The organism is Synechococcus sp. RSCCF101 (assembly GCF_008807075.1).
In the GTDB taxonomy this organism is placed as follows: Bacteria; Cyanobacteriota; Cyanobacteriia; order PCC-6307; family Cyanobiaceae; genus RSCCF101.
Map to the genome: position 1 here is coordinate 2,355,396 of NZ_CP035632.1, position 22,077 is coordinate 2,377,472.

At 63.7% G+C, this 22,077-nt stretch carries 2 protein-coding genes; both read right to left on the reverse strand.

Features of this window, described 5'->3' with window-relative positions:
• Nucleotides 1-274: 274 nt before the first annotated feature.
• Nucleotides 275-12,625 (reverse strand): hypothetical protein, encoded by a 12,351-nt coding sequence (locus tag EVJ50_RS11500; RefSeq protein ID WP_150884087.1) that lies wholly within the window; start codon nt 12,623-12,625, stop codon nt 275-277.
• A gap of 113 nt (nt 12,626-12,738) precedes the next feature.
• Nucleotides 12,739-22,008: a hypothetical protein gene (locus tag EVJ50_RS11505; protein WP_150884088.1), complete on the reverse strand. Its 9,270-nt coding sequence runs from the start codon at nt 22,006-22,008 to the stop codon at nt 12,739-12,741.
• Nucleotides 22,009-22,077 lie beyond the last annotated feature (69 nt).

The following is a 22,077-nucleotide window of genomic DNA, read 5'->3' on the forward strand; positions in this document are numbered from 1 at the left end:
CTGATGACAAGGTGACGTGATGTCTTCGGACTCAGCGTAGTACCGGGGTTCGCTGCCGCCAACGCTGCTCAAGAGAGATTGCAGTTGATGGCTCGGCATCCGTGGTCATCCGGGTGACTCGCCATCCGTGGTCGCTCCCCATGGATGGACGGGCGATGCAGACTGGCGTCTGACCTGTTGAGAGTGAAGTCTTGGCTCCAGCAATCATCGGGCTATTTCGTAAGCGCTGATCCTCGTCTGCTGAAGCCCTGCCCGACCCCTGTCTGCATCGGCATCAGGTGTGATCAGGGCGAGCCTGGTCCTGTAGAGCGAACGGACTGGATGACGGCATTGAGGAGCTGCTGGAGCACGTCAAAGGAGGGGACGGCGATGCGGAGGGAGCTGCTGTCCTCGGGGTGTTGGTGTCGGAGTCGCCCGTGGTTTTGATGAGGCCGAGTTTTGCGGCGGCCTCGATGGCGGCGCGGCGTTCGGATTCGCTGTAGGTCTCGCTGGTTTCGGCGGGGGTGAGCACGAGCACATCGACGACGCTGTTGATGGCGGCGAGCCGTTCATCGATGCTGCCTGTGACGGACTGGATGTCACCGCTGAGGGAGGAGCCGTCCTGGAAGGAGGTCTGGATGCGTTGATCCAGACTGCGATCCAGGCGATCAGCCAAACTGAGAGCCTCCTGACTGCTGCGCTGAATCTCGCCGGCCAGGACATCCTGATCAGTGCCCGCTGCAGCCTCAAGCGCCTCGGCAAGGATCTCGCTGTCCTCAATCTCTGCCTGAAGAGCAGTGTCGGTGTCGGAGGTCAGGAGCGTGCCGGTGAGGAAGAGTTCGCTTTCCTCAAGCTGGAGATCGACGGGAGAGGGTTGCTGAGCATTCTCGACATCGGAGACCAGGGGCTGGGGTGCCTCCCTGGGGACCGCGGGATCGGTCTCCTGATTGCGGAGCGGCTGTTGCTCGACCTGGGTGTTGATGACGACGTTGACGATGGGTGATTCGAGCAGGACCTCCACCAGCTCGGGGGTGTCCGGGACGGGGACCGGATCGATCCGAGTGTCGGATGTGGGCGTCGGAGTTGGAGTCGGCGTTGGCGTGGGAGTTGGCGCGGGAGCCGGGGCTGGAGTGGGCATTGGCGTGGGAGCCGGAGTTGGAGCCGGAGTCGGCGTTGGTGTGGGTGTTGGCGTGGGCGCTGGAGTTGGAGTTGGCGTGGGTGCCGGCGTAGGGCCGGGGATGATGGTGATGGTGGCGTTGTTCGTGACGCTGCCTCCGGGGCCAACGTTCAGGGAGGGAGGGGGAGCGCCGGGGCCGAGTTCAAGGGTGGTGTTGCCATCAAGGCTGAGGCTGCTCGTGCTGGTCGAGCCGATGGTCATGGACCCGCCGTCATCGCCAAAGACATTGAGCGTGGAATTGCGCAGGTCGATGGAGCGTCCATCGATGCCGATGGTGCCGCCGAGCGCGGGCGGATCAGCAATGAGTGAGCTGCTCTCGATCAGGACGTTGTTGGGCAGCGGTGTGCCGAGGCCGATGGCGATGCTGCCGCCGTTGGTGATGGTGCCGGAGGTGTTGAGCTGACTGCTGGAGAGGGTGATGGAGGGAGCGTCGATGGCGATGGTGCCGCCGGAAGCTGCGCCACTGACATCGATCGAGGCGTTGTTGAGGGAGAGGGGCTGCGAGCTGCTGGCGAGGGCGACGGTGGCACCGGGTGAGGTGATCGAGGCGTCACCGGAAAGGGACAGGGAATCGGTGGAGGTATTGACGATGGCGATGGTGGAGAAGCCGCTGAGGCTGCCGCCCTGTTGGGTGTAGCGATCGGAGATCGAGAGGGTGCCGGTTCCGCTGAGCAGGGAGCTGGCGCTGGTTTCGGTATCGGTGATGGCCAGGGTGGTGGCGGAGAGGCCGCCGGCAGCGATGAGGCTGCCGCCGTTCAGGGTCAGTGCACCGTTGAGTGCGGAGTTCTGGGCGACGGAGAGGTCCCCGCTGGCGATGGAGAGGCTGTTGTCTGCTGTGGAGAAGAGGCTGGCGATGGAGACCGATGAGTTGGTTGCGCCTGCCGCAATGGGATCAAAGAGGATGCTTGCGCCGCCGGAGAGATCGAGGGCGACCTGATCGGTGCTGGTGGGGAGCAGATCGGTGTTCCAGTTCTGACGGGTGCTCCAGAAGTTGTCAGTCCCGCCACCATCCCAGCAGATCGTGCCGGTGCCGCATCCTGAGCCGGTGGAGAAGAGGAGATCGAAGCTCTGGGGGCTGCTGGTGGTGTTGGTCTGGGACGAGAAGCCGGTCGGGATGGATTCGGTTGTGAAGCCGCCGATGATGCCGCGTGGAGTGGAGAGCAGACTGATCCGATCGCCGTTCACGGGTGTGTAGTTGGGCGTCAGAGAGGCGTTGAGGTCGCCATTGAGCACGAGTGAGCCACTCACGTCGATGCGGTCCGACTGAATGGGGTCGATCCCGGTGCCGCTCAGATCAACAGTGAGCACTGAGGATGGGGTCAGATCCAGATTTCCGGCAACACTGAGAAGGCCGATTCCGGCACCGCCGTTGGTGGGATTGCTGCCACTGCCGGGAGCGATGGTGCCCAGGTTGATGAGGGTGTTCCCGAAGACATCGATACGGCCATCTCCGGTGATGACGCCAGTGTTGGTGAAGCCGTCCTGCACCTGGAGGGTGGAACCATTGGCCAGGTTGATCGTGCCGAGTTGATCGAAGGTGGAGTCTCTGGTAACAACAACAAAGCCGTTGTCAACGGACAACAGCCCGACGTTGGCAACACTGACATCTCCGGTGAGGCCAAAGCGGAACACGCCCTGCCCTTGCTTGGTCAGGGTGCCGAGGTTGCTGAAGGTGGCCTGAGGGGATGTGGGGCTTGTGATGGGTTCATCGAAGCGCGAGTCGCTGCCCGATTCGGTGTTGAGGACCAGAACAGCACCGGTGTCATTGAGGAAGGTGCCTCCAATGGTGCTGCGAATCTGTGTGCCGGGCTCGATGGAGGAGCTTCCAGTGGCGTTGGAGTGGGTGAGGGTGCGTCCGTTGAGGCTCGGAGTGCCGGAGACGGTGAGCGGACCGCTGACGTTGAGCGCTCCGGAGCCGGAGATGGAACCACCACTCCAGACGGTTCTGCCAGCCAGGCTGACGTCAGCTGCGCCATCAAGAGTCCCACCGTTGAGGGTGAGTGCCCCGTTGAGAGTGGCTGCAGTGGACCCGTCGATGGACAGGGTGCCACTGCTGATGGTCAGGTCGTTGTTGGATGTGGAGAACAGGCTGGCGATGGAGACAGACGTGATTTCCTCGCCCGCTCCAATCGGGTCAAAGAGAATGGATGCCCCGCCGATGAACTCGAGGGCCACCAGATCCGAGCTGCTGGGAAGCAGATTGGTGCTCCAGTTCTCCGGTGTGCTCCAGAAGTTGTCGGCGCCACCGCCGTCCCAGCAGATGGTTCCGCTGCAGGGGGCGGGAGGAACTGAATTGTTAACAACTGTTCCACCAAGAACTGTGAAGATGCCGCTGTCCTCAAAGACCACTTGGCCGAAAGAGCCGATATCCAGAGTGCCGTTCCCACTCTTGGTGAAGGTGCCACGATTCACCAGGTTGCCAGCGGCACCAGCATCATGATCGATGAAGGTTGTTCTGGCACCTGCGACAGGGAAGGAGAACGATGCCCCGTCTGCATTGAGGAATGTGGCGCTGTTGTTGAGATCAATCTGCCCACCGGAGGCGAGGTTGGAGGAACCGGAGGCATTGGTGTGGGTGAGTGTGCGTCCGCTGAGTGTGGTGGTGTTGGAGAGTGCGAGTGGGCCGTTGATGGTGAGGTTGCCAGTGCCGGAGATGGTGCCGCCGCTCCAGGTGGTGGGTCCGGCGACGGTGACGTCCGAGGAGCCGGTGAGCGTGCCAGCGGAGATGGTGAGCGCGGTGGCGGTGATGGAGTTGCTGGTGTCTGCGGTGAGTGTGCCGCCGGAGACGGCGAGGGCGAGTGTGCTGGCGGGCTCGAAGGAGAAGGAATCGGCGAGTGTGAGGGTGCCGCTGCCGATTTTGCTGAGGGTTCCGGAGCCTGTGATGGAGCCGGAGAAGGAATGGGTGCCGCCGGAGACATCGAGGGTGGCACCGGAAGCGACATCAAAGGAGCCGTTGCTGGTGCCACCACTGCCATCAAGGGAGACGGTGCCGGCCTGGATGTCGAAGGAGCCGTTGTTGTTGAAGAGGAGGTTGTCGCCGGCGAAGTCACCGATGTCGAGGATGCCGGTCCCGGTTTTGATCAGCGTGCCGGTGTTGGTGAAGATGCCAGTTGAGCCTGAGGTGCTGATGCGGATCCGGGATGTGGCCGTGCCGTCGACGGGGAAGGAGAAGGAGGCATCAGGGGCATTGAGGAAGGAGGCGCCGCTGTTGAGAAAGAGCTGAGCGCCTGAGGCGAGGTTGGAGGCGCCGGAGCTGTTGGTGTGTGCGAGTGTGCGTTCGTTGAGGGTGGTGAATCCTGATATGGAGAGCGGCCCGGCGACGGAGAGGTCACCGTTGCCGCTGATGGTGCCGCCGCTCCAGGTGAGAGGTCCTGGGAAGGAGAGGTCGGAACTGCCGTTGAGTGTGCCGGCGCTCATGGTGAGCGCGGTGGCGGTGATGGAGCTGCTGGTGTCTGCGGTGAGTGTGCCGCCGGAGACGGCGAGGGCGAGTGTGCTGGCGGGCTCGAAGGAGAAGGAATCGGCGAGTGTGAGGGTGCCGCTGCCGATTTTGCTGAGGGTTCCGGAGCCTGTGATGGAGCCGGAGAAGGAATGGGTGCCGCCGGAGACATCGAGGGTGGCACCGGAAGCGACATCAAAGGAGCCGTTGCTGGTGCCACCACTGCCATCAAGGGAGACGGTGCCGGCCTGGATGTCGAAGGAGCCGTTGTTGTTGAAGAGGAGGTTGTCGCCGGCGAAGTCACCGATGTCGAGGATGCCGGTCCCGGTTTTGATCAGCGTGCCGGTGTTGGTGAAGATGCCAGTTGAGCCTGAGGTGCTGATGCGGATCCGGGATGTGGCCGTGCCGTCGACGGGGAAGGAGAAGGAGGCATCAGGGGCATTGAGGAAGGAGGCGCCGCTGTTGAGAAAGAGCTGAGCGCCTGAGGCGAGGTTGGAGGCGCCGGAGCTGTTGGTGTGTGCGAGTGTGCGTTCGTTGAGGGTGGTGAATCCTGATATGGAGAGCGGCCCGGCGACGGAGAGGTCACCGTTGCCGCTGATGGTGCCGCCGCTCCAGGTGAGAGGTCCTGGGAAGGAGAGGTCGGAACTGCCGTTGAGTGTGCCGGCGCTCATGGTGAGCGCGGTGGCGGTGATGGAGCTGCTGGTGTCTGCGGTGAGTGTGCCGCCGGAGACGGCGAGGGCGAGTGTGCTGGCGGGCTCGAAGGAGAAGGAATCGGCGAGTGTGAGGGTGCCGCTGCCGATTTTGCTGAGGGTTCCGGAGCCTGTGATGGAGCCGGAGAAGGAATGGGTGCCGCCGGAGACATCGAGGGTGGCACCGGAAGCGACATCAAAGGAGCCGTTGCTGGTGCCACCACTGCCATCAAGGGAGACGGTGCCGGCCTGGATGTCGAAGGAGCCGTTGTTGTTGAAGAGGAGGTTGTCGCCGGCGAAGTCACCGATGTCGAGGATGCCGGTCCCGGTTTTGATCAGCGTGCCGGTGTTGGTGAAGATGCCAGTTGAGCCTGAGGTGCTGATGCGGATCCGGGATGTGGCCGTGCCGTCGACGGGGAAGGAGAAGGAGGCATCAGGGGCATTGAGGAAGGAGGCGCCGCTGTTGAGAAAGAGCTGAGCGCCTGAGGCGAGGTTGGAGGCGCCGGAGCTGTTGGTGTGTGCGAGTGTGCGTTCGTTGAGGGTGGTGAATCCTGATATGGAGAGCGGCCCGGCGACGGAGAGGTCACCGTTGCCGCTGATGGTGCCGCCGCTCCAGGTGAGAGGTCCTGGGAAGGAGAGGTCGGAACTGCCGTTGAGTGTGCCGGCGCTCATGGTGAGCGCGGTGGCGGTGATGGAGCTGCTGGTGTCTGCGGTGAGTGTGCCGCCGGAGACGGCGAGGGCGAGTGTGCTGGCGGGCTCGAAGGAGAAGGAATCGGCGAGTGTGAGGGTGCCGCTGCCGATTTTGCTGAGGGTTCCGGAGCCTGTGATGGAGCCGGAGAAGGAATGGGTGCCGCCGGAGACATCGAGGGTGGCACCGGAAGCGACATCAAAGGAGCCGTTGCTGGTGCCACCACTGCCATCAAGGGAGACGGTGCCGGCCTGGATGTCGAAGGAGCCGTTGTTGTTGAAGGAAAGGTTGTTGCCGGCGAAATCACCGAAATCCAGCGTGCCGCCGCCGGATTTGATCAGGGTGCCATCGTTGGTGAAGGTGCCAGCGGCGCCGGTATCGTGATCGATGAAGGTTGTGGTGGCATCTGCCACGGGGAAGGAGAAGGATGCACCCGCCGCGTTGAGAAAGGTGGCGCCGTTGTTGAGATTGATTTGCCCGCCGGAGGCGAGGTTGGAGGAACCGGAGGCGTTGGTGTGGGTGAGTGTGCGTCCGCTGAGTGTGGTGGTGTTGGAGAGGGCGAGTGGTCCGTTGATGGTGAGATCGCCTGTACCGGAGATGGTGCCGCCGCTCCAGTCCAGGGAACCATTCAGTGCGAGTGGCCCGCTGCTGGTGAGCGTGCCGCTGGAGAAGGCCAGGTTGGTATCGATCGCAGGAGCGGATGCTGTGTCGAGGGTGGCGCCGGTGATGCTGAGTTGGCCTGCACCGCTGATGGTTGACGTGGATGCCAGGGTATGGATGCCAGAGGAGAAATCCAGTGCTGCTCCAGATCCGATGACAGTGCTGCCGCTGTTGGTGCTGCCGCCGCTGTTGCGGAAATCAACGGTGCCGGCAGTGATTGACAATGTGCCTTCATTGACGAAGGTGAGGCCATCAAAAATGGAGAGGAATCCTGTATCTACTTTCGTGAGGCTGCCGCGGTTGATGAAGTTGTTGCCGCTGCCGCTGTCTGTATCCAGGCCGGTGCCGTCTCGAAGAGAGAGGGAGGCTCCTGCAGCATTGATGAAGGTGGCACCATCGTTGATGTTGAGTTGACCCGTGTTGAGTGTCGACGAACCGGAGGCATTGGTGTGCGTGAGTGTGCGCCCGCTGAGTGTGGTGGTGTTGGAGAGCGCGAGTGGGCCGTTGATGGTGAGGTTGCCAGTGCCGGCGATGGTGCCGCCGCTCCAGGTGGTGGGTCCGGTGACGGTGACGTCCGAGGCGCCGGTGAGTGCGCCAGCGGAGATGGAGAGGTTTGTGACATTGATGGGACTGGAGGTGTCTGCGGCGAGTGTGCCGCCGGAGATGGCGAGTGAGAGGTCGCTGGCAGGGTTGAGGGCAAAGGGATCGGCGAGGCTGAGCGTCCCGCTCCCGGTTTTGCTCAACGAGCCAGGCCCACCACCCCCACCGAAGTAGCCAGATCCGGAGAACACGTGCGTGCCGCCGGAGACATCGAGAGTGGAGCCAGAGGCGACATCAAAGGAGCCGTTGCTGGTGCCACCACTGCCATCAAGGGAGACGGTGCCGGCCTGGATGTCGAAGGAGCCGTTGTTGTTGAAGGAAAGGTTGTTGCCGGCGAAATCACCGAAATCCAGCGTGCCGCCGCCGGATTTGATCAGGGTGCCATCGTTGGTGAAGGTGCCAGCGGCGCCGGTATCGTGATCGATGAAGGTTGTGGTGGCATCTGCCACGGGGAAGGAGAAGGATGCACCCGCCGCGTTGAGAAAGGTGGCGCCGTTGTTGAGATTGATTTGCCCGCCGGAGGCGAGGTTGGAGGAACCGGAGGCGTTGGTGTGGGTGAGTGTGCGTCCGCTGAGTGTGGTGGTGTTGGAGAGGGCGAGTGGTCCGTTGATGGTGAGATCGCCTGTACCGGAGATGGTGCCGCCGCTCCAGTCCAGGGAACCATTCAGTGCGAGTGGCCCGCTGCTGGTGAGTGTGCCGCTGGAGAAGGCCAGGTTGGTATCGATCGCAGGAGCGGATGCTGTGTCGAGGGTGGCGCCGGTGATGCTGAGTTGGCCTGCACCGCTGATGGTTGACGTGGATGCCAGGGTATGGATGCCAGAGGAGAAATCCAGTGCTGCTCCAGATCCGATGACAGTGCTGCCGCTGTTGGTGCTGCCGCCGCTGTTGCGGAAATCAACGGTGCCGGCAGTGATTGACAATGTGCCTTCATTGACGAAGGTGAGGCCATCAAAAATGGAGAGGAATCCTGTATCTACTTTCGTGAGGCTGCCGCGGTTGATGAAGTTGTTGCCGCTGCCGCTGTCTGTATCCAGGCCGGTGCCGTCTCGAAGAGAGAGGGAGGCTCCTGCAGCATTGATGAAGGTGGCACCATCGTTGATGTTGAGTTGACCCGTGTTGAGTGTCGACGAACCGGAGGCATTGGTGTGCGTGAGTGTGCGCCCGCTGAGTGTGGTGGTGTTGGAGAGCGCGAGTGGGCCGTTGATGGTGAGGTTGCCAGTGCCGGCGATGGTGCCGCCGCTCCAGGTGGTGGGTCCGGTGACGGTGACGTCCGAGGCGCCGGTGAGTGCGCCAGCGGAGATGGAGAGGTTTGTGACATTGATGGGACTGGAGGTGTCTGCGGCGAGTGTGCCGCCGGAGATGGCGAGTGAGAGGTCGCTGGCAGGGTTGAGGGCAAAGGGATCGGCGAGGCTGAGCGTCCCGCTCCCGGTTTTGCTCAACGAGCCAGGCCCACCACCCCCACCGAAGTAGCCAGATCCGGAGAACACGTGCGTGCCGCCGGAGACATCGAGAGTGGAGCCAGAGGCGACATCAAAGGAGCCGTTGCTGGTGCCACCACTGCCATCAAGGGAGACGGTGCCGGCCTGGATGTCGAAGGAGCCGTTGTTGTTGAAGGAAAGGTTGTTGCCGGCGAAATCACCGAAATCCAGCGTGCCGCCGCCGGATTTGATCAGGGTGCCATCGTTGGTGAAGGTGCCAGCGGCGCCGGTATCGTGATCGATGAAGGTTGTGGTGGCATCTGCCACGGGGAAGGAGAAGGATGCACCCGCCGCGTTGAGAAAGGTGGCGCCGTTGTTGAGATTGATTTGCCCGCCGGAGGCGAGGTTGGAGGAACCGGAGGCGTTGGTGTGGGTGAGTGTGCGTCCGCTGAGTGTGGTGGTGTTGGAGAGGGCGAGTGGTCCGTTGATGGTGAGATCGCCTGTACCGGAGATGGTGCCGCCGCTCCAGTCCAGGGAACCATTCAGTGCGAGTGGCCCGCTGCTGGTGAGTGTGCCGCTGGAGAAGGCCAGGTTGGTATCGATCGCAGGAGCGGATGCTGTGTCGAGGGTGGCGCCGGTGATGCTGAGTTGGCCTGCACCGCTGATGGTTGACGTGGATGCCAGGGTATGGATGCCAGAGGAGAAATCCAGTGCTGCTCCAGATCCGATGACAGTGCTGCCGCTGTTGGTGCTGCCGCCGCTGTTGCGGAAATCAACGGTGCCGGCAGTGATGGAGAACGTCCCGTCGTTGCTGACGTTCAGACCATCAAAGATAATCAATGTACCGCTGCCGCTCTTGTTCAGATTGCCGCGGTTGCTGAAGCTGTTGCCGCTGCCACTTTCGGTATCAAGACTTGCTGTACTGGTCCCTGTTGGATTCAAGTTGAACGCTGCACCAACCTCGTTGATGAATGCAGCGCCGTTGTTGATGTTGAGCTGAGCGCCGGCTGCCAGGTTGGAGGAACCGGAGGCGTTGGTGTGGGTGAGGGTACGTCCATCCAGGGCTGGATTGCCGGAGATGGAGATCGGTCCCGACACGGTGAGATTGCCTGTTCCCGTGATGGTTCCACCGCTCCAGGTGTTGTTGCCCGAGAGGGTGATGTCTCCGCTGCCCGTCAGCGTTCCACCGGACATGGAGAAGCCGTTGAGGTCGTTGTAGGCGCCGTCGACCGTCAGCGATGTGGTGGCGAGAGACGTGGTTCCGGTTTGGAAGGTGGTGTTGCTGGCCACGACAGCCGCGCCGTTGATGACGGTTGGCCCATCTGTTGCCGGATCTCCAGTCAGTGCTTTGGCTGTACCGCCCATGAGATCCAGGGTGCCGCTGGACCACTGGAAGGTCTCTCCGCCTGAGCTGTTGTCAGCATCGACGATGAACTCCACATTGAGTGGATTGGTGGTTGAGGTGATGTCGGCAGCCAGCTGAATGTTGCCGTCCGCGAAGAAAACCAGCGTGGCGCCTGCGGAGCCTGCCGTGGTGCTGATCGGCGCGAGGATGCGGATGTTGCCGGCGGGTGTGGACGGGGCGCCCTGAGTGTCCACGGTCACCGTGCCACCCAGATCTAGAGCTGCGTTCAGGGTGCCGACGCTGAGTTGGCTGTTGGTCGTGCCGGGACCATTCCCGAAGTACGTTGGGCCCGTGACGGGTGTGATGAATGAGTCGGTTGTCCCGGCGACGATGTCGATGTTGTAGGGATCAATGAGCCACGTGCCTGCGTTGCCGTTGGTTGCGGAGATATCCGGAGCCTGGGTGACGGAGAGGAAGCCGGCGGAGGTTTCAATGAAGCCGCCGTCACCGGAGTCGGTCCCGCCTGTGGCGGAGAGCTGCGCATCGATGGAGGCGACGTCTGAGGCATAGAGGATCAGCTCACCGCCATCGCCAGCGGTTGTGGCCTCAACGCTGATGGTGGTGTCGGCACCGGCCGTGAGGGTGGAGGCATTGCGGATGGAGGTGTCCTCACCGCGCCGTCCGCCACCGATCCGAACGGTGCCGCCTGCGGCGGTGCCACTGGCATCGATGGAGCTGGCGGCCAGGGCGATGGCGTCTGCTTCCAGGAGGATCGAGCCGCCGCGGGCCTGGGACCCTGAGCCGTTGGCGGTGAGGGTGGCGCCGGTGAGGGTGAGGGTGTCTGCGGCCTGGAGCGTGATGGCCCCGCCGGCCGGTTCTGCTGCATCCGCTGTTGTTGCCGGTTCGGGTTCGTCTGCCGGTTCCGCAGCGGCCGGGATGTCTGGTGTCGTTGCCTCGGCGCTGCCGCCGGCCTGTGAGACGAGCGTCGTGCTGCTCTCTGTTGCTGGAGCCGTGGGCTCAGGGCTGAGGCTGGTTTGAGTGGATGTGTTGTCTTCCTGCTGGAGCAGCGGATCTGGCGAAGCGGGATCGGTGGCCTCTCCGATGGCCTGATCCATCTGTGTTGCCAGACCGGTGCTCTGCAGCGAGGGGCTCCATGTGCTGGCGGAGGAGGAGTCGGTGGCGATCTGTCCGCTGTCCGTGCTGCCGGAGGCATCCAGGCTGCCGCCGGTGATGGCGATGTCGGCCCCGCTGATGCGGATCGTGCCGCCCGGCGCTGGGGCGTCTGCGGTGTCCGGTGCGGCCGGGGCCGCGTCGTTGCGAGCCGAGCCGTCCGTTTCGGTGCTGCTGCCGGGGAGACTGCCGGAAGGGTCAGGGTCAGGGTCTGTGGCTGCGCTGGCCTCGGCGGTGGACGGTTGGGTGTCCAGCTGTGGAGTGTCCTGTGGCTCGGGCTCGGGCTCGGGCTTGGGCTCGGGCTCGCCTGTGCTCACCGTTGTGGAGGCGTCGGGTTCATCGGCGCCGGGGGCGGTCTCGGTCTCTGCTGTTGATGGGGTGGTCTGGCTCGACTCTGTGGATCTGCCGTTGTCCTCTGCGGCCGTTGCGGTCGCAGAGGCATCGGTGCTCTCTGCCGTGGTGTCGGCGTCGGCGGTCTGTGTGGTGTCGTCTCCGCCTGCTCCGCCGGGGAGGGGGAGGGAGCCATCCCCCCCGATGGCGGTCAGATCGGAATCGCTGAGGTTGACGCTGCCCGTGGCGGCGATGGAGATGGAGCCGCCGGCGGTGGCGCCACTGGCGTTGATGGAGCTGGAGGCGATGACGATGTCAGCCGCATCGATCGACACCGATCCACCGCTGCCGATGTCATTGCTGACATCGAGGCTGGAGGACTCGAGCGAGACGGAGCGTCCGGCCAGGGCGATCGTTCCGCCGTCTGCGGAGAGGCTGCTGGCGTTAAGGAGGAGATGACCGCCCTGTGAATCGAGGAGGAGGGAGTGATCAACGGTGAGCAGGCCATCGTCGATGGTCAGGTCTCCGTTGGCCGAGAGGCCGATGGCGGAAAGGCTGGCGGGATCGGTGCTCAGGCCAGGTGAGCCTGGGATGGGGATGCCGCGGAGACCGGCGACCTGTGAGGCGGTGCTGCCGTAGACGTCAAAGAAACCGGAGCCGACGGCGAGTGTGGTGGCGGTGCTGAGCTGGAGTGTGGCGACGTTGGTGAAGCCGCCACCGGCGGTGAGGGAGATGCCGCCGGGAGAGAGCCAGAAGAGATTGCCCTTGCTGGAGAGGGCGACCATCTTGTTGATGAAGCTGCCGGCGGGATCGATGACGCCGACGATGACGTTGGAGAAGGAATCGTTGTTGATCGAGGCACCGCTGATGGAGCCGCGTGTATCGAATTTTTCGAAACGGTGAAAGAGGTTGCTGCCGGCGCCGGTGCCACCGGTGATGGAGCAGTGACCGGCGGTGCAGGAGCCGTTGCGGATGCCGTTGATGACGGAGCCGAGACTCTGGAGGCCGGAGGCACCCTTGATCTCACCGGCCCTGCTGGGAGGAGCTGCCGACAGGGCAGCTCCGGCGAGGGCGGCCACCAGGCCGATGGGGACAACCCTCCGGAGGGGGCGCTGCCACAGGTCCGGGCTCATGTCCAGTGCAGCCCGATCGGGGCCATGCATCGCATGAGGTCAAGCTACCCGCGTTGGGCCGTCCGGAGAACAGGCGTGGTGGCTCACCCTGTCTGCATCGGCATCAGGTGTGATCAGGGCGAGCCTGGTCCTGTAGAGCGAACGGACTGGATGACGGCATTGAGGAGCTGCTGGAGCACGTCAAAGGAGGGGACGGCGATGCGGAGGGAGCTGCTGTCCTCGGGGGTGTTGGTGTCGGAGTCGCCCGTGGTTTTGATGAGGCCGAGTTTTGCGGCGGCCTCGATGGCGGCGCGGCGTTCGGATTCGCTGTAGGTCTCGCTGGTTTCGGCGGGGGTGAGCACGAGCACATCGACGACGCTGTTGATGGCGGCGAGCCGTTCATCGATGCTGCCTGTGACGGACTGGATGTCACCGCTGAGGGAGGAGCCGTCCTGGAAGGAGGTGCGTGTGCGTGCGTTGAGGGACTGCTCGAGGGGATCGGCGTTGAGGAGTGCGTCCTGGCTGCGTCGTGTGATGTCGGAGGTGAGGGTGTCTGCGTCGGTGTCTGTGGCGGCATCGAGGGCGCCGGAGAGGACGTCACTGTCCTCGCTGTCGACCTGGAGAGCGGTGGATGTGGTGTCGGTGGTGGAGGTGAGGAGTGTGCCCGTGAGGAAGAGGTCGCTTTCCTCGAGGTTGAGATCGACCGGTGAGGGTTGCTGAGCGTCGTCGAGATCGCTGGTGAGCGGCTGGGGTGCCTCCTTGGGAGCGGCGGGATCGGTCTCCTGCTTGCGGAGGGGCTGCTGCTCGACCTGTGTGTTGACAACGACGTTGACGACGGGTGAGTCGAGGAGGATCTCGACGAGCTCGGGAGTCTCGAGCGGGTTCAGGGGATCGGGAGTGTCCGGAGTGTCCGGAGCGTCGGGCGGTGTGACGGCGGCCGGCGGAACGGGCGGGATGGGATCCGGTGCGGGTGCGGGTGATGGCGGTGTGGGAGTGCCGCCGCTGGGTGGGAGCGGTGGAGTGGGCGTGATGGGCGGTGCCGGATCGATCGGAGTGGGAGTGGGTGTTGGTGAGGGAGTCGGTGGAGTTGGGAGGGGAAGGATGGTGACGGTGGCGTCGTTGGAGAGGGTGCCGCCGGGTCCGACGGTGAAGCTGGGTGGCGGGGCGCCGGGTCCGAGCTCGAGAGTGGTGGCGGCATCGAGGCTGAGGCTGTTGGTGCCTGGTGAGCCGATGGCGAGGGAGCCGCCGTCGATGCCGAAGACGTTGAGGGTGGAGTTGCGGAGATCGATGGAGCTTCCGTCGATGCTGATGGTGCCGCCGAGGGCCGGCGGATCCGCGATGAGGGAACTGCCGTCGATCAGGACGCTGCTTGGGAAGGGAGCGTTGAGACCGATGGCGATGGTGCCGCCGTCGGTGATGGTGCCGGAGGTGTTGAGCTGAGTGTTGGAGAGGTTGATGGAGGGAGCATCGAGAACGATGACGCCGCCGGAGGCGGCACCACTGACATCGATGGAGGCGGTGTTGAGGTTGAGGGGTTGTGAGGGGCTCTCGAGGGCGACGACGGCGCCGGGCGAGAGGATCGAGGCGCCGCCGCTGAGTGTGAGGGGAGTGGTGGAGGCGGCGTTGGAGAGGGCGATGGTGGAGAAGCCGCTGATGGTGCCGCCCTGCTGGGAGAAGCCATCGGAGACGGCGAGTGTGCCGGTGCCGGTGAGGAGTGGTGAGCCGGTGGCGGCACCGGTGATGGAGAGGTTGCTGGCGGCGAGTCCGCCTGTGGCGAGGAGAGTGCCGCCGGTGAGGGAGAGATCACCGCTGAGGGAAGAGGAGCCGGCGACGGCGAGGCTGCCGCTGGCGATGGAGAGGGCGTTGTCTGTGGTGGAGAAGAGGCTGGCGATGGAGACGGAGAAGCCGGAGGTGGTGAGGGCGGTGGCGTTGCTGATCGAGGTGACCGCCGCGGTGCTGTTCAGGCTGGCTGCAGCGACGGGGTCAAAGAGGATGGAGGCACCGCCTGAGAGATCGAGGGCGACCTGATCGGAGCTGGTGGGCAGGAGATCGGTGTTCCAGTTCTGGGGATTGCTCCAGAAGTTGTCGTCACCGCCACCGTCCCAGCAGATGGTGCCGTTGCTGCAGCCGGGAGCGGAGGAGAAGAGGAGGGCGAGGGTCTGGGGGGTGCTGGAGGTGTTGACCTGGGAGGAGAAGTTTGTGGGGAGGGTTTCGGTTGAGAAGCTGCCGCTGAGGCCGCCGTCGCTGGAGAGAACGGTGATCTGATCACCGTTGCTGGGGCTGTAGGCGGGTGTGAGGGAGGCGGTGAGCTGTCCGGCGAGAGTCGCCTGACCGCTGACCTCGATGCGGTCGGAGGGGCTGGGGTCATCCCCGACGCCGCCGAGGTCGAGCAGGAGCTGGCCGGTGGGGGATTGATCGAGGTTGCCGTTGATGAAGAGGAAACCGATGGGCTCGTCATCCCCTGCCGGAGCGATGGTGCCCTGGTTGAGGAGGGTGTTGCCGTTGAGGTTGATGGTGCCGTTGCCGGTGATGAAGCTGGTGTTGGTGAAGCCATCGCGCACCTCGAGGGTGGCGCTGTTGTTCAGGTTGATCAGCCCGGCCTGGGTGAGCGTGGAGCCGGAGTTGACGATGACGGAGCCGCCATCGATGGAGAAGCTGCCCTGGTTGTCGAGGGCGATATCCCCTGTCAACCCGAAGCGGAAGCTGCCATCACCTGTTTTGGTGAGGGTGCCTTGGTTGGAGAAGGAGGCCTGTGGGGAGGAGGGACTGGTGATCACCTCATCGAAGAGGGAGTCCGAACCAGCGGCGGTGTTGAGGGTGAGTTGAGCGGTGTTGGCGTTGACGAAGGACCCGCCGAGGCTGGTGCGGAGTTGGGTGCCTGCGGCGATGGAGGAGGAGCCGGAGGCATTGGTGTGGGTGAGGGTGCGTCCGGTGAGGCCGGGCGTGCCGGAGATGGTCAGCGGTCCGCTGATGTTGAGAGCACCGGTGCCGTCGATGGTGCCGCCGCTCCAGGTTGTGCTGCCGGCGAGGGTGAGATCACTGGCTCCTCCGAAGCTGCCCCCCAGCAGAATCAGCGCTCCATCAAGCTGCGAGGGAGGAGAGCCTTCAATGGACAGAGAGCCACTGGCGATGGAGAGGGCGTTGTCGCTGGCGCTCCTCAGGCTGGTGATGGAGACGTCTGGGTTGGGAGAGCCACTCTTCTGGGGATCGAAATCGATGAATGCACCGCCTGGAAAAGCCAACTCCACCTGATCGCTCAGCGTTGGCACGGCATCGGTGGTCCAGTTCGCAGCTGTTGCCCATGCGGTATCAGATCCACCACCGGCATCCCAGCAAATCGTTCCCGCACAGGGAAGTGGAATCGAGTTGTCAACCACTGAGCCGGCCAGAGTGGTCAAAGTTCCGTTGTTGAGAAAGACCACTTCGCCAGCCGAGCCGATTGTTACGGTCCCACTACCGGTTTTGTTGAGCGTGCCGCGGTTGAGGAACACGCCTGGATCACCAGCGGTGTTGTTGATGAAGGAGTTCTGGCTGAAGGAGAGTGTGGCTGCCAGGTCGAGGATGGCGCCGGTGTCGTTGATGAACTGCCCGGCGTTGTTGATGTTGAAGGTGGTGCCGACCTCAAGTGCGGAGCGGTTGGAGGTGTTGGTATGAACCAGTGTGCGGCCATCCAGGGTGCTGATGCCCGCGATGGAGAGAGGTCCGGAGATGGTGAGGATGCCCTCTCCGCCAATAGTGGTGTTTGCGATCGAGACGTTGCTGTTGATCGTTGAGTTGGCGTCGGTGTTGAGATTTCCTCCCTGCAAGGAGAGTGTTCCGGGGCCGGTGATGACGGCATCAGCGGTGAGGGTGTGTGTGCCGCTGCTGGGAACGGCGAGGGTGGCGCCGTTGGCGATGTTGAATGTGCCGGAGGAGATGCTGCTCGGGTTGGTGGCGAGGCGGAGGGTTCCGCTGGAGATGTTGAAGAGGCCGTCGTTGTTGAAGACGACATCGCCGACGGAGCCGATACCGACGAGTGCATTGCCGGTTTTGTTGAGCGTGCCGCGGTTGAGGAACACGCCTGGATCACCAGCGGTGTTGTTGATGAAGGAGTTCTGGCTGAAGGAGAGTGTGGCTGCCAGGTCGAGGATGGCGCCGGTGTCGTTGATGAACTGCCCGGCGTTGTTGATGTTGAAGGTGGTGCCGACCTGAAGTGCGGAGCGATTGAGTTCCGAGGTGTTGGTATGAACCAGTGTGCGGCCATCCAGGGTGCTGATGCCCGCGATGGAGAGAGGTCCGGAGATGGTGAGGATGCCCTCTCCGCCAACAGTGGTGTTTGCGATCGAGACGTTGCTGTTGATCGTTGAGTTGGCGTCGGTGTTGAGATTTCCTCCCTGCAAGGAGAGTGTTCCGGGGCCGGTGATGACGGCATCAGCGGTGAGGGTGTGTGTGCCGCTGCTGGGAACGGCGAGGGTGGCGCCGTTGGCGATGTTGAATGTGCCGGAGGAGATGCTGCTCGGGTTGGTGGCGAGGCGGAGGGTTCCGCTGGAGATGTTGAAGAGGCCGTCGTTGTTGAAGACGACATCGCCGACGGAGCCGATCTCGACGAGTGCATTGCCGGTTCTGTTGAGCGTGCCGCGGTTGAGGAACACGCCTGGATCACCAGCGGTGTTGTTGATGAAGGAGTTCTGGCTGAAGGAGAGTGTGGCTGCCAGGTCGAGGATGGCGCCGGTGTCGTTGATGAACTGCCCGGCGTTGTTGATGTTGAAGGTGGTGCCGACCTGAAGTGCGGAGCGGTTGGAGGTGTTGGTATGAACCAGTGTGCGGCCATCCAGGGTGCTGATGCCCGCGATGGAGAGAGGTCCGGAGATGGTGAGGATGCCCTCTCCGCCAATAGTGGTGTTTGCGATCGAGACGTTGCTGTTGATCGTTGAGTTGGCGTCGGTGTTGAGATTTCCTCCCTGCAAGGAGAGTGTTCCGGGGCCGGTGATGACGGCATCAGCGGTGAGGGTGTGTGTGCCGCTGCTGGGAACGGCGAGGGTGGCGCCGTTGGCGATGTTGAATGTGCCGGAGGAGATGCTGCTCGGGTTGGTGGCGAGGCGGAGGGTTCCGCTGGAGATGTTGAAGAGGCCGTCGTTGTTGAAGACGACATCGCCGACGGAGCCGATACCGACGAGTGCATTGCCGGTTTTGTTGAGCGTGCCGCGGTTGAGGAACACGCCTGGATCACCAGCGGTGTTGTTGATGAAGGAGTTCTGGCTGAAGGAGAGTGTGGCTGCCAGGTCGAGGATGGCGCCGGTGTCGTTGATGAACTGCCCGGCGTTGTTGATGTTGAAGGTGGTGCCGACCTGAAGTGCGGAGCGATTGAGTTCCGAGGTGTTGGTATGAACCAGTGTGCGGCCATCCAGGGTGCTGATGCCCGCGATGGAGAGAGGTCCGGAGATGGTGAGGATGCCCTCTCCGCCAACAGTGGTGTTTGCGATCGAGACGTTGCTGTTGATCGTTGAGTTGGCGTCGGTGTTGAGATTTCCTCCCTGCAAGGAGAGTGTTCCGGGGCCGGTGATGACGGCATCAGCGGTGAGGGTGTGTGTGCCGCTGCTGGGAACGGCGAGGGTGGCGCCGTTGGCGATGTTGAATGTGCCGGAGGAGATGCTGCTCGGGTTGGTGGCGAGGCGGAGGGTTCCGCTGGAGATGTTGAAGAGGCCGTCGTTGTTGAAGACGACATCGCCGACGGAGCCGATCTCGACGAGTGCATTGCCGGTTTTGTTGAGCGTGCCGCGGTTGAGGAACACGCCTGGATCACCAGCGGTGTTGTTGATGAAGGAGTTCTGGCTGAAGGAGAGTGTGGCTGCCAGGTCGAGGATGGCGCCGGTGTCGTTGATGAACTGCCCGGCGTTGTTGATGTTGAAGGTGGTGCCGACCTCAAGTGCGGAGCGGTTGGAGGTGTTGGTATGAACCAGTGTGCGGCCATCCAGGGTGCTGATGCCCGCGATGGAGAGAGGTCCGGAGATGGTGAGGATGCCCTCTCCGCCAATAGTGGTGTTTGCGATCGAGACGTTGCTGTTGATCGTTGAGTTGGCGTCGGTGTTGAGATTTCCTCCCTGCAAGGAGAGTGTTCCGGGGCCGGTGATGACGGCATCAGCGGTGAGGGTGTGTGTGCCGCTGCTGGGAACGGCGAGGGTGGCGCCGTTGGCGATGTTGAATGTGCCGGAGGAGATGCTGCTCGGGTTGGTGGCGAGGCGGAGGGTTCCGCTGGAGATGTTGAAGAGGCCGTCGTTGTTGAAGACGACATCGCCGACGGAGCCGATACCGACGAGTGCATTGCCGGTTTTGTTGAGCGTGCCGCGGTTGAGGAACACGCCTGGATCACCAGCGGTGTTGTTGATGAAGGAGTTCTGGCTGAAGGAGAGTGTGGCTGCCAGGTCGAGGATGGCGCCGGTGTCGTTGATGAACTGCCCGGCGTTGTTGATGTTGAAGGTGGTGCCGACCTGAAGTGCGGAGCGATTGAGTTCCGAGGTGTTGGTATGAATGAGTTGCGCACCATCCAGGAGGTTGCTCCCGGACATCGCCAGTTGTTCGGACGCTGTTATGCTGCCACCGCCAACAATCGTGGCGCTTTGAAGCACGAGATCGCCCGATCTCACGCTGGTTCCTGTAGCTACGCCGGCGGTTGAACCTCCCAGTACAAGGGTGCCGGGGGATCGGCTCCCGCCTTGAGTCACGGTCGCTTCGCCACCGTTCAAATCAAGCGTTCCCGAAATCCAGCGTGTGCCTTCATTTCCACTATTATCCACGTCGGAGGTAAAAACGACATCCAGCGGCTGTCGTGTTGATTTGATGTCGGCATTGAGATCAATCCAGCCCGTGGCGATGAACTCGAGCGCGGCCGCGCTGACTGGTTCTGCCTCAATGGCTGCCGTGATCCTGATCGTGCCGCTCCCGCTGCCTGTGTTTCCCTGACTGTCAACGATTACGGTGCCTCCCGGCTCCAGCGCACTCACGATTAGGTCAGCCCCGATCTGGCTGACGGCTCCACTGCCACTGCCGACAAATGGTGGAGGCTCCGGATCCACCCTGATGTTGGTCAGAGCAGACCCACTGACAATCTCGATGTTGTAGGGATCAATGAGCCATGTACCTGCATTGCCGTTGGCGGCTGATGTGTCCGGTGCCTGGGTGACACTGAGGAGTCCGGCGGAGGTTTCAATGAAGCCGCCGTCACCGGAGTCGGCACCGCCTGTGGCGGAGAGCTGCGCATCGATGGAGGCGACGTCTGAGGCATAGAGGATCAGCTCACCGCCATCGCCAGCGGTTGTGGCCTCAACGCTGATGGTGGTGTCGGCACTGGCCGTGAGGGTGGAGGCATTGCGGATGGAGGTGTCCTCACCGCGCCGTCCGCCACCGATCTGGATGTGGCCACCACCGGTGGTGCCACTGGCATCGATGGAGCTGGCGGCCAGGGCGATGGCGCCTGCTTCCAGGAGGATCGAGCCGCCGCGGGCCTGGGGCCCTGAGCCGCTGGCGGTGAGGGTGGCGCCGGTGAGGGTGAGGGTGTCTGCGGCCTGGAGGGTGATGTCACCACCGCCGGGCAGCGGTTGGGGTGCCGCCATGGCTGCGGCGGGCGTCGGTGCTGCCGCTGCTGCTGTTGTTGTTGTGGTTGTTTCGTCTGAGCCGGCCGGCTGGGCAGCGGGCGGGGTTGCCGGGTCTGAGCTGGCTGCAGTGGCAGTGGCAGTGGCAGTGGCAGTGGCAGTGACTGGAGCGTCTGGTGCAGGTGAGGCGGTCTGCTGCTGCGAGGGTGCTGCCGGCATGGCGTCACCACCGACCAGGGTGTCTGCAGTGAGGGGCTCTGCCGCGGCGGGATCGGGCACTGCGGGACGGGCGTCCTGCTGGCTGAGGGCCTGATCCATCTGGCTGACCAGACCGGTGCTCTGGAGCGATCGGCTCCAGCTGCCGGCGGTTGTGGTGTCGGTGCGGACGGCGCCGCTGCCGGTGCTGCTGGTGCCGGCGGTGGCGCCGGAGGCGTCGAGGCGTCCGCCGGAGATGGTGATGTCAGCGGCAGCGATGGCGATGGATCCACCCGGCGCGGAGGCGGTGGCCGGGGGCGCGGCGGAGGCCGGAGCTTCCGCGCCGCCCCTGACGGGGGCGTTGAGGGAGGCCTCGGCGGTCGGCGCCGCCTCTGTTGCCTCCGCGTCCTCTGCGGTGAGACCCGTACCGGGTGCATCGGCTGGAGGTGCGGAAGGAGCGGCATCCGATGCAGCGACCTGTGCTGAGTCCGCTCTGTCCTGAGCCTCCTGCGCCGGTGCCGGCACCTCCGCGGGCTCTGCATCAGCCGTGTCCCCACCCCCGGTCGATGTCGCCGCGGTGGGTTCCACGGCCAGCGCATCGTTCTCTGTCGCCTGTGCCGGATTGGCGACGAGAGGTTCTGCGGTGTCCGGTGCCGCCTCTCCTGCCGGTTGCCCGCCGCTGCTGCCCTCTCCACCACTGCCATCCCCTCCGATGGCGGTCAGATCGGAATCGCTGAGGTTGACGCTGCCCGTGGCGGCGATGGAGATGGAGCCGCCGGCGGTGGCGCCACTGGCGTTGATGGAGCTGGAGGTGATGACGATGTCAGCGGCATCGATCGACACCAATCCACCGCTGCCGATGTCATTGCTGACATCGAGGCTGGAGGACTCGAGCGAGACGGAGCGTCCGGCGAGGGCGATCGTTCCGCCGTCTGCGGAGAGGCTGCTGGCGTTAAGGAGGAGATGACCGCCCTGTGAATCGAGGAGGAGGGAGTGATCAACGGTGAGCAGGCCATCGTCGATGGTCAGGTCTCCGTTGGCCGAGAGGCCGATGGCGGAAAGGCTGGCGGGATCGGTGCTCAGGCCAGGTGAGCCTGGGATGGGGATGCCGCGGAGACCGGCGACCTGTGAGGCGGTGCTGCCGTAGACGTCAAAGAAACCGGAGCCGACGGCGAGTGTGGTGGCGGTGCTGAGCTGGAGTGTGGCGACGTTGGTGAAGCCGCCACCGGCGGTGAGGGAGATGCCGCCGGGAGAGAGCCAGAAGAGATTGCCCTTGCTGGAGAGGGCGACCATCTTGTTGATGAAGCTGCCGGCGGGATCGATGACGCCGACGATGACGTTGGAGAAGGAATCGTTGTTGATCGAGGCACCGCTGATGGAGCCGCGTGTATCGAATTTTTCGAAACGGTGAAAGAGGTTGCTGCCGGCGCCGGTGCCACCGGTGATGGAGCAGTGACCGGCGGTGCAGGAGCCGTTGCGGATGCCGTTGATGACGGAGCCGAGACTCTGGAGGCCGGAGGCACCCTTGATCTCACCGGCCCTGCTGGGAGGAGCTGCCGACAGGGCAGCTCCGGCGAGGGCGGCCACCAGGCCGATGGGGACAACCCTCCGGAGGGGGCGCTGCCACAGGTCCGGGCTCATGTCCAGTGCAGCCCGATCGGGGCCATGCATCGCATGAGGTCAAGCTACCCGCGTTGGGCCGTCCGGAGA

What these genes read in the sequence shown, in the direction of transcription:
- EVJ50_RS11505 (WP_150884088.1), bottom strand. Translation starts at nt 22,008, where the DNA reads ATGAGCCCGGACCTGTGGCAGCGCCCCCTCCGGAGGGTTGTCCCCATC.
- EVJ50_RS11500 (WP_150884087.1), bottom strand. Translation starts at nt 12,625, where the DNA reads ATGAGCCCGGACCTGTGGCAGCGCCCCCTCCGGAGGGTTGTCCCCATC.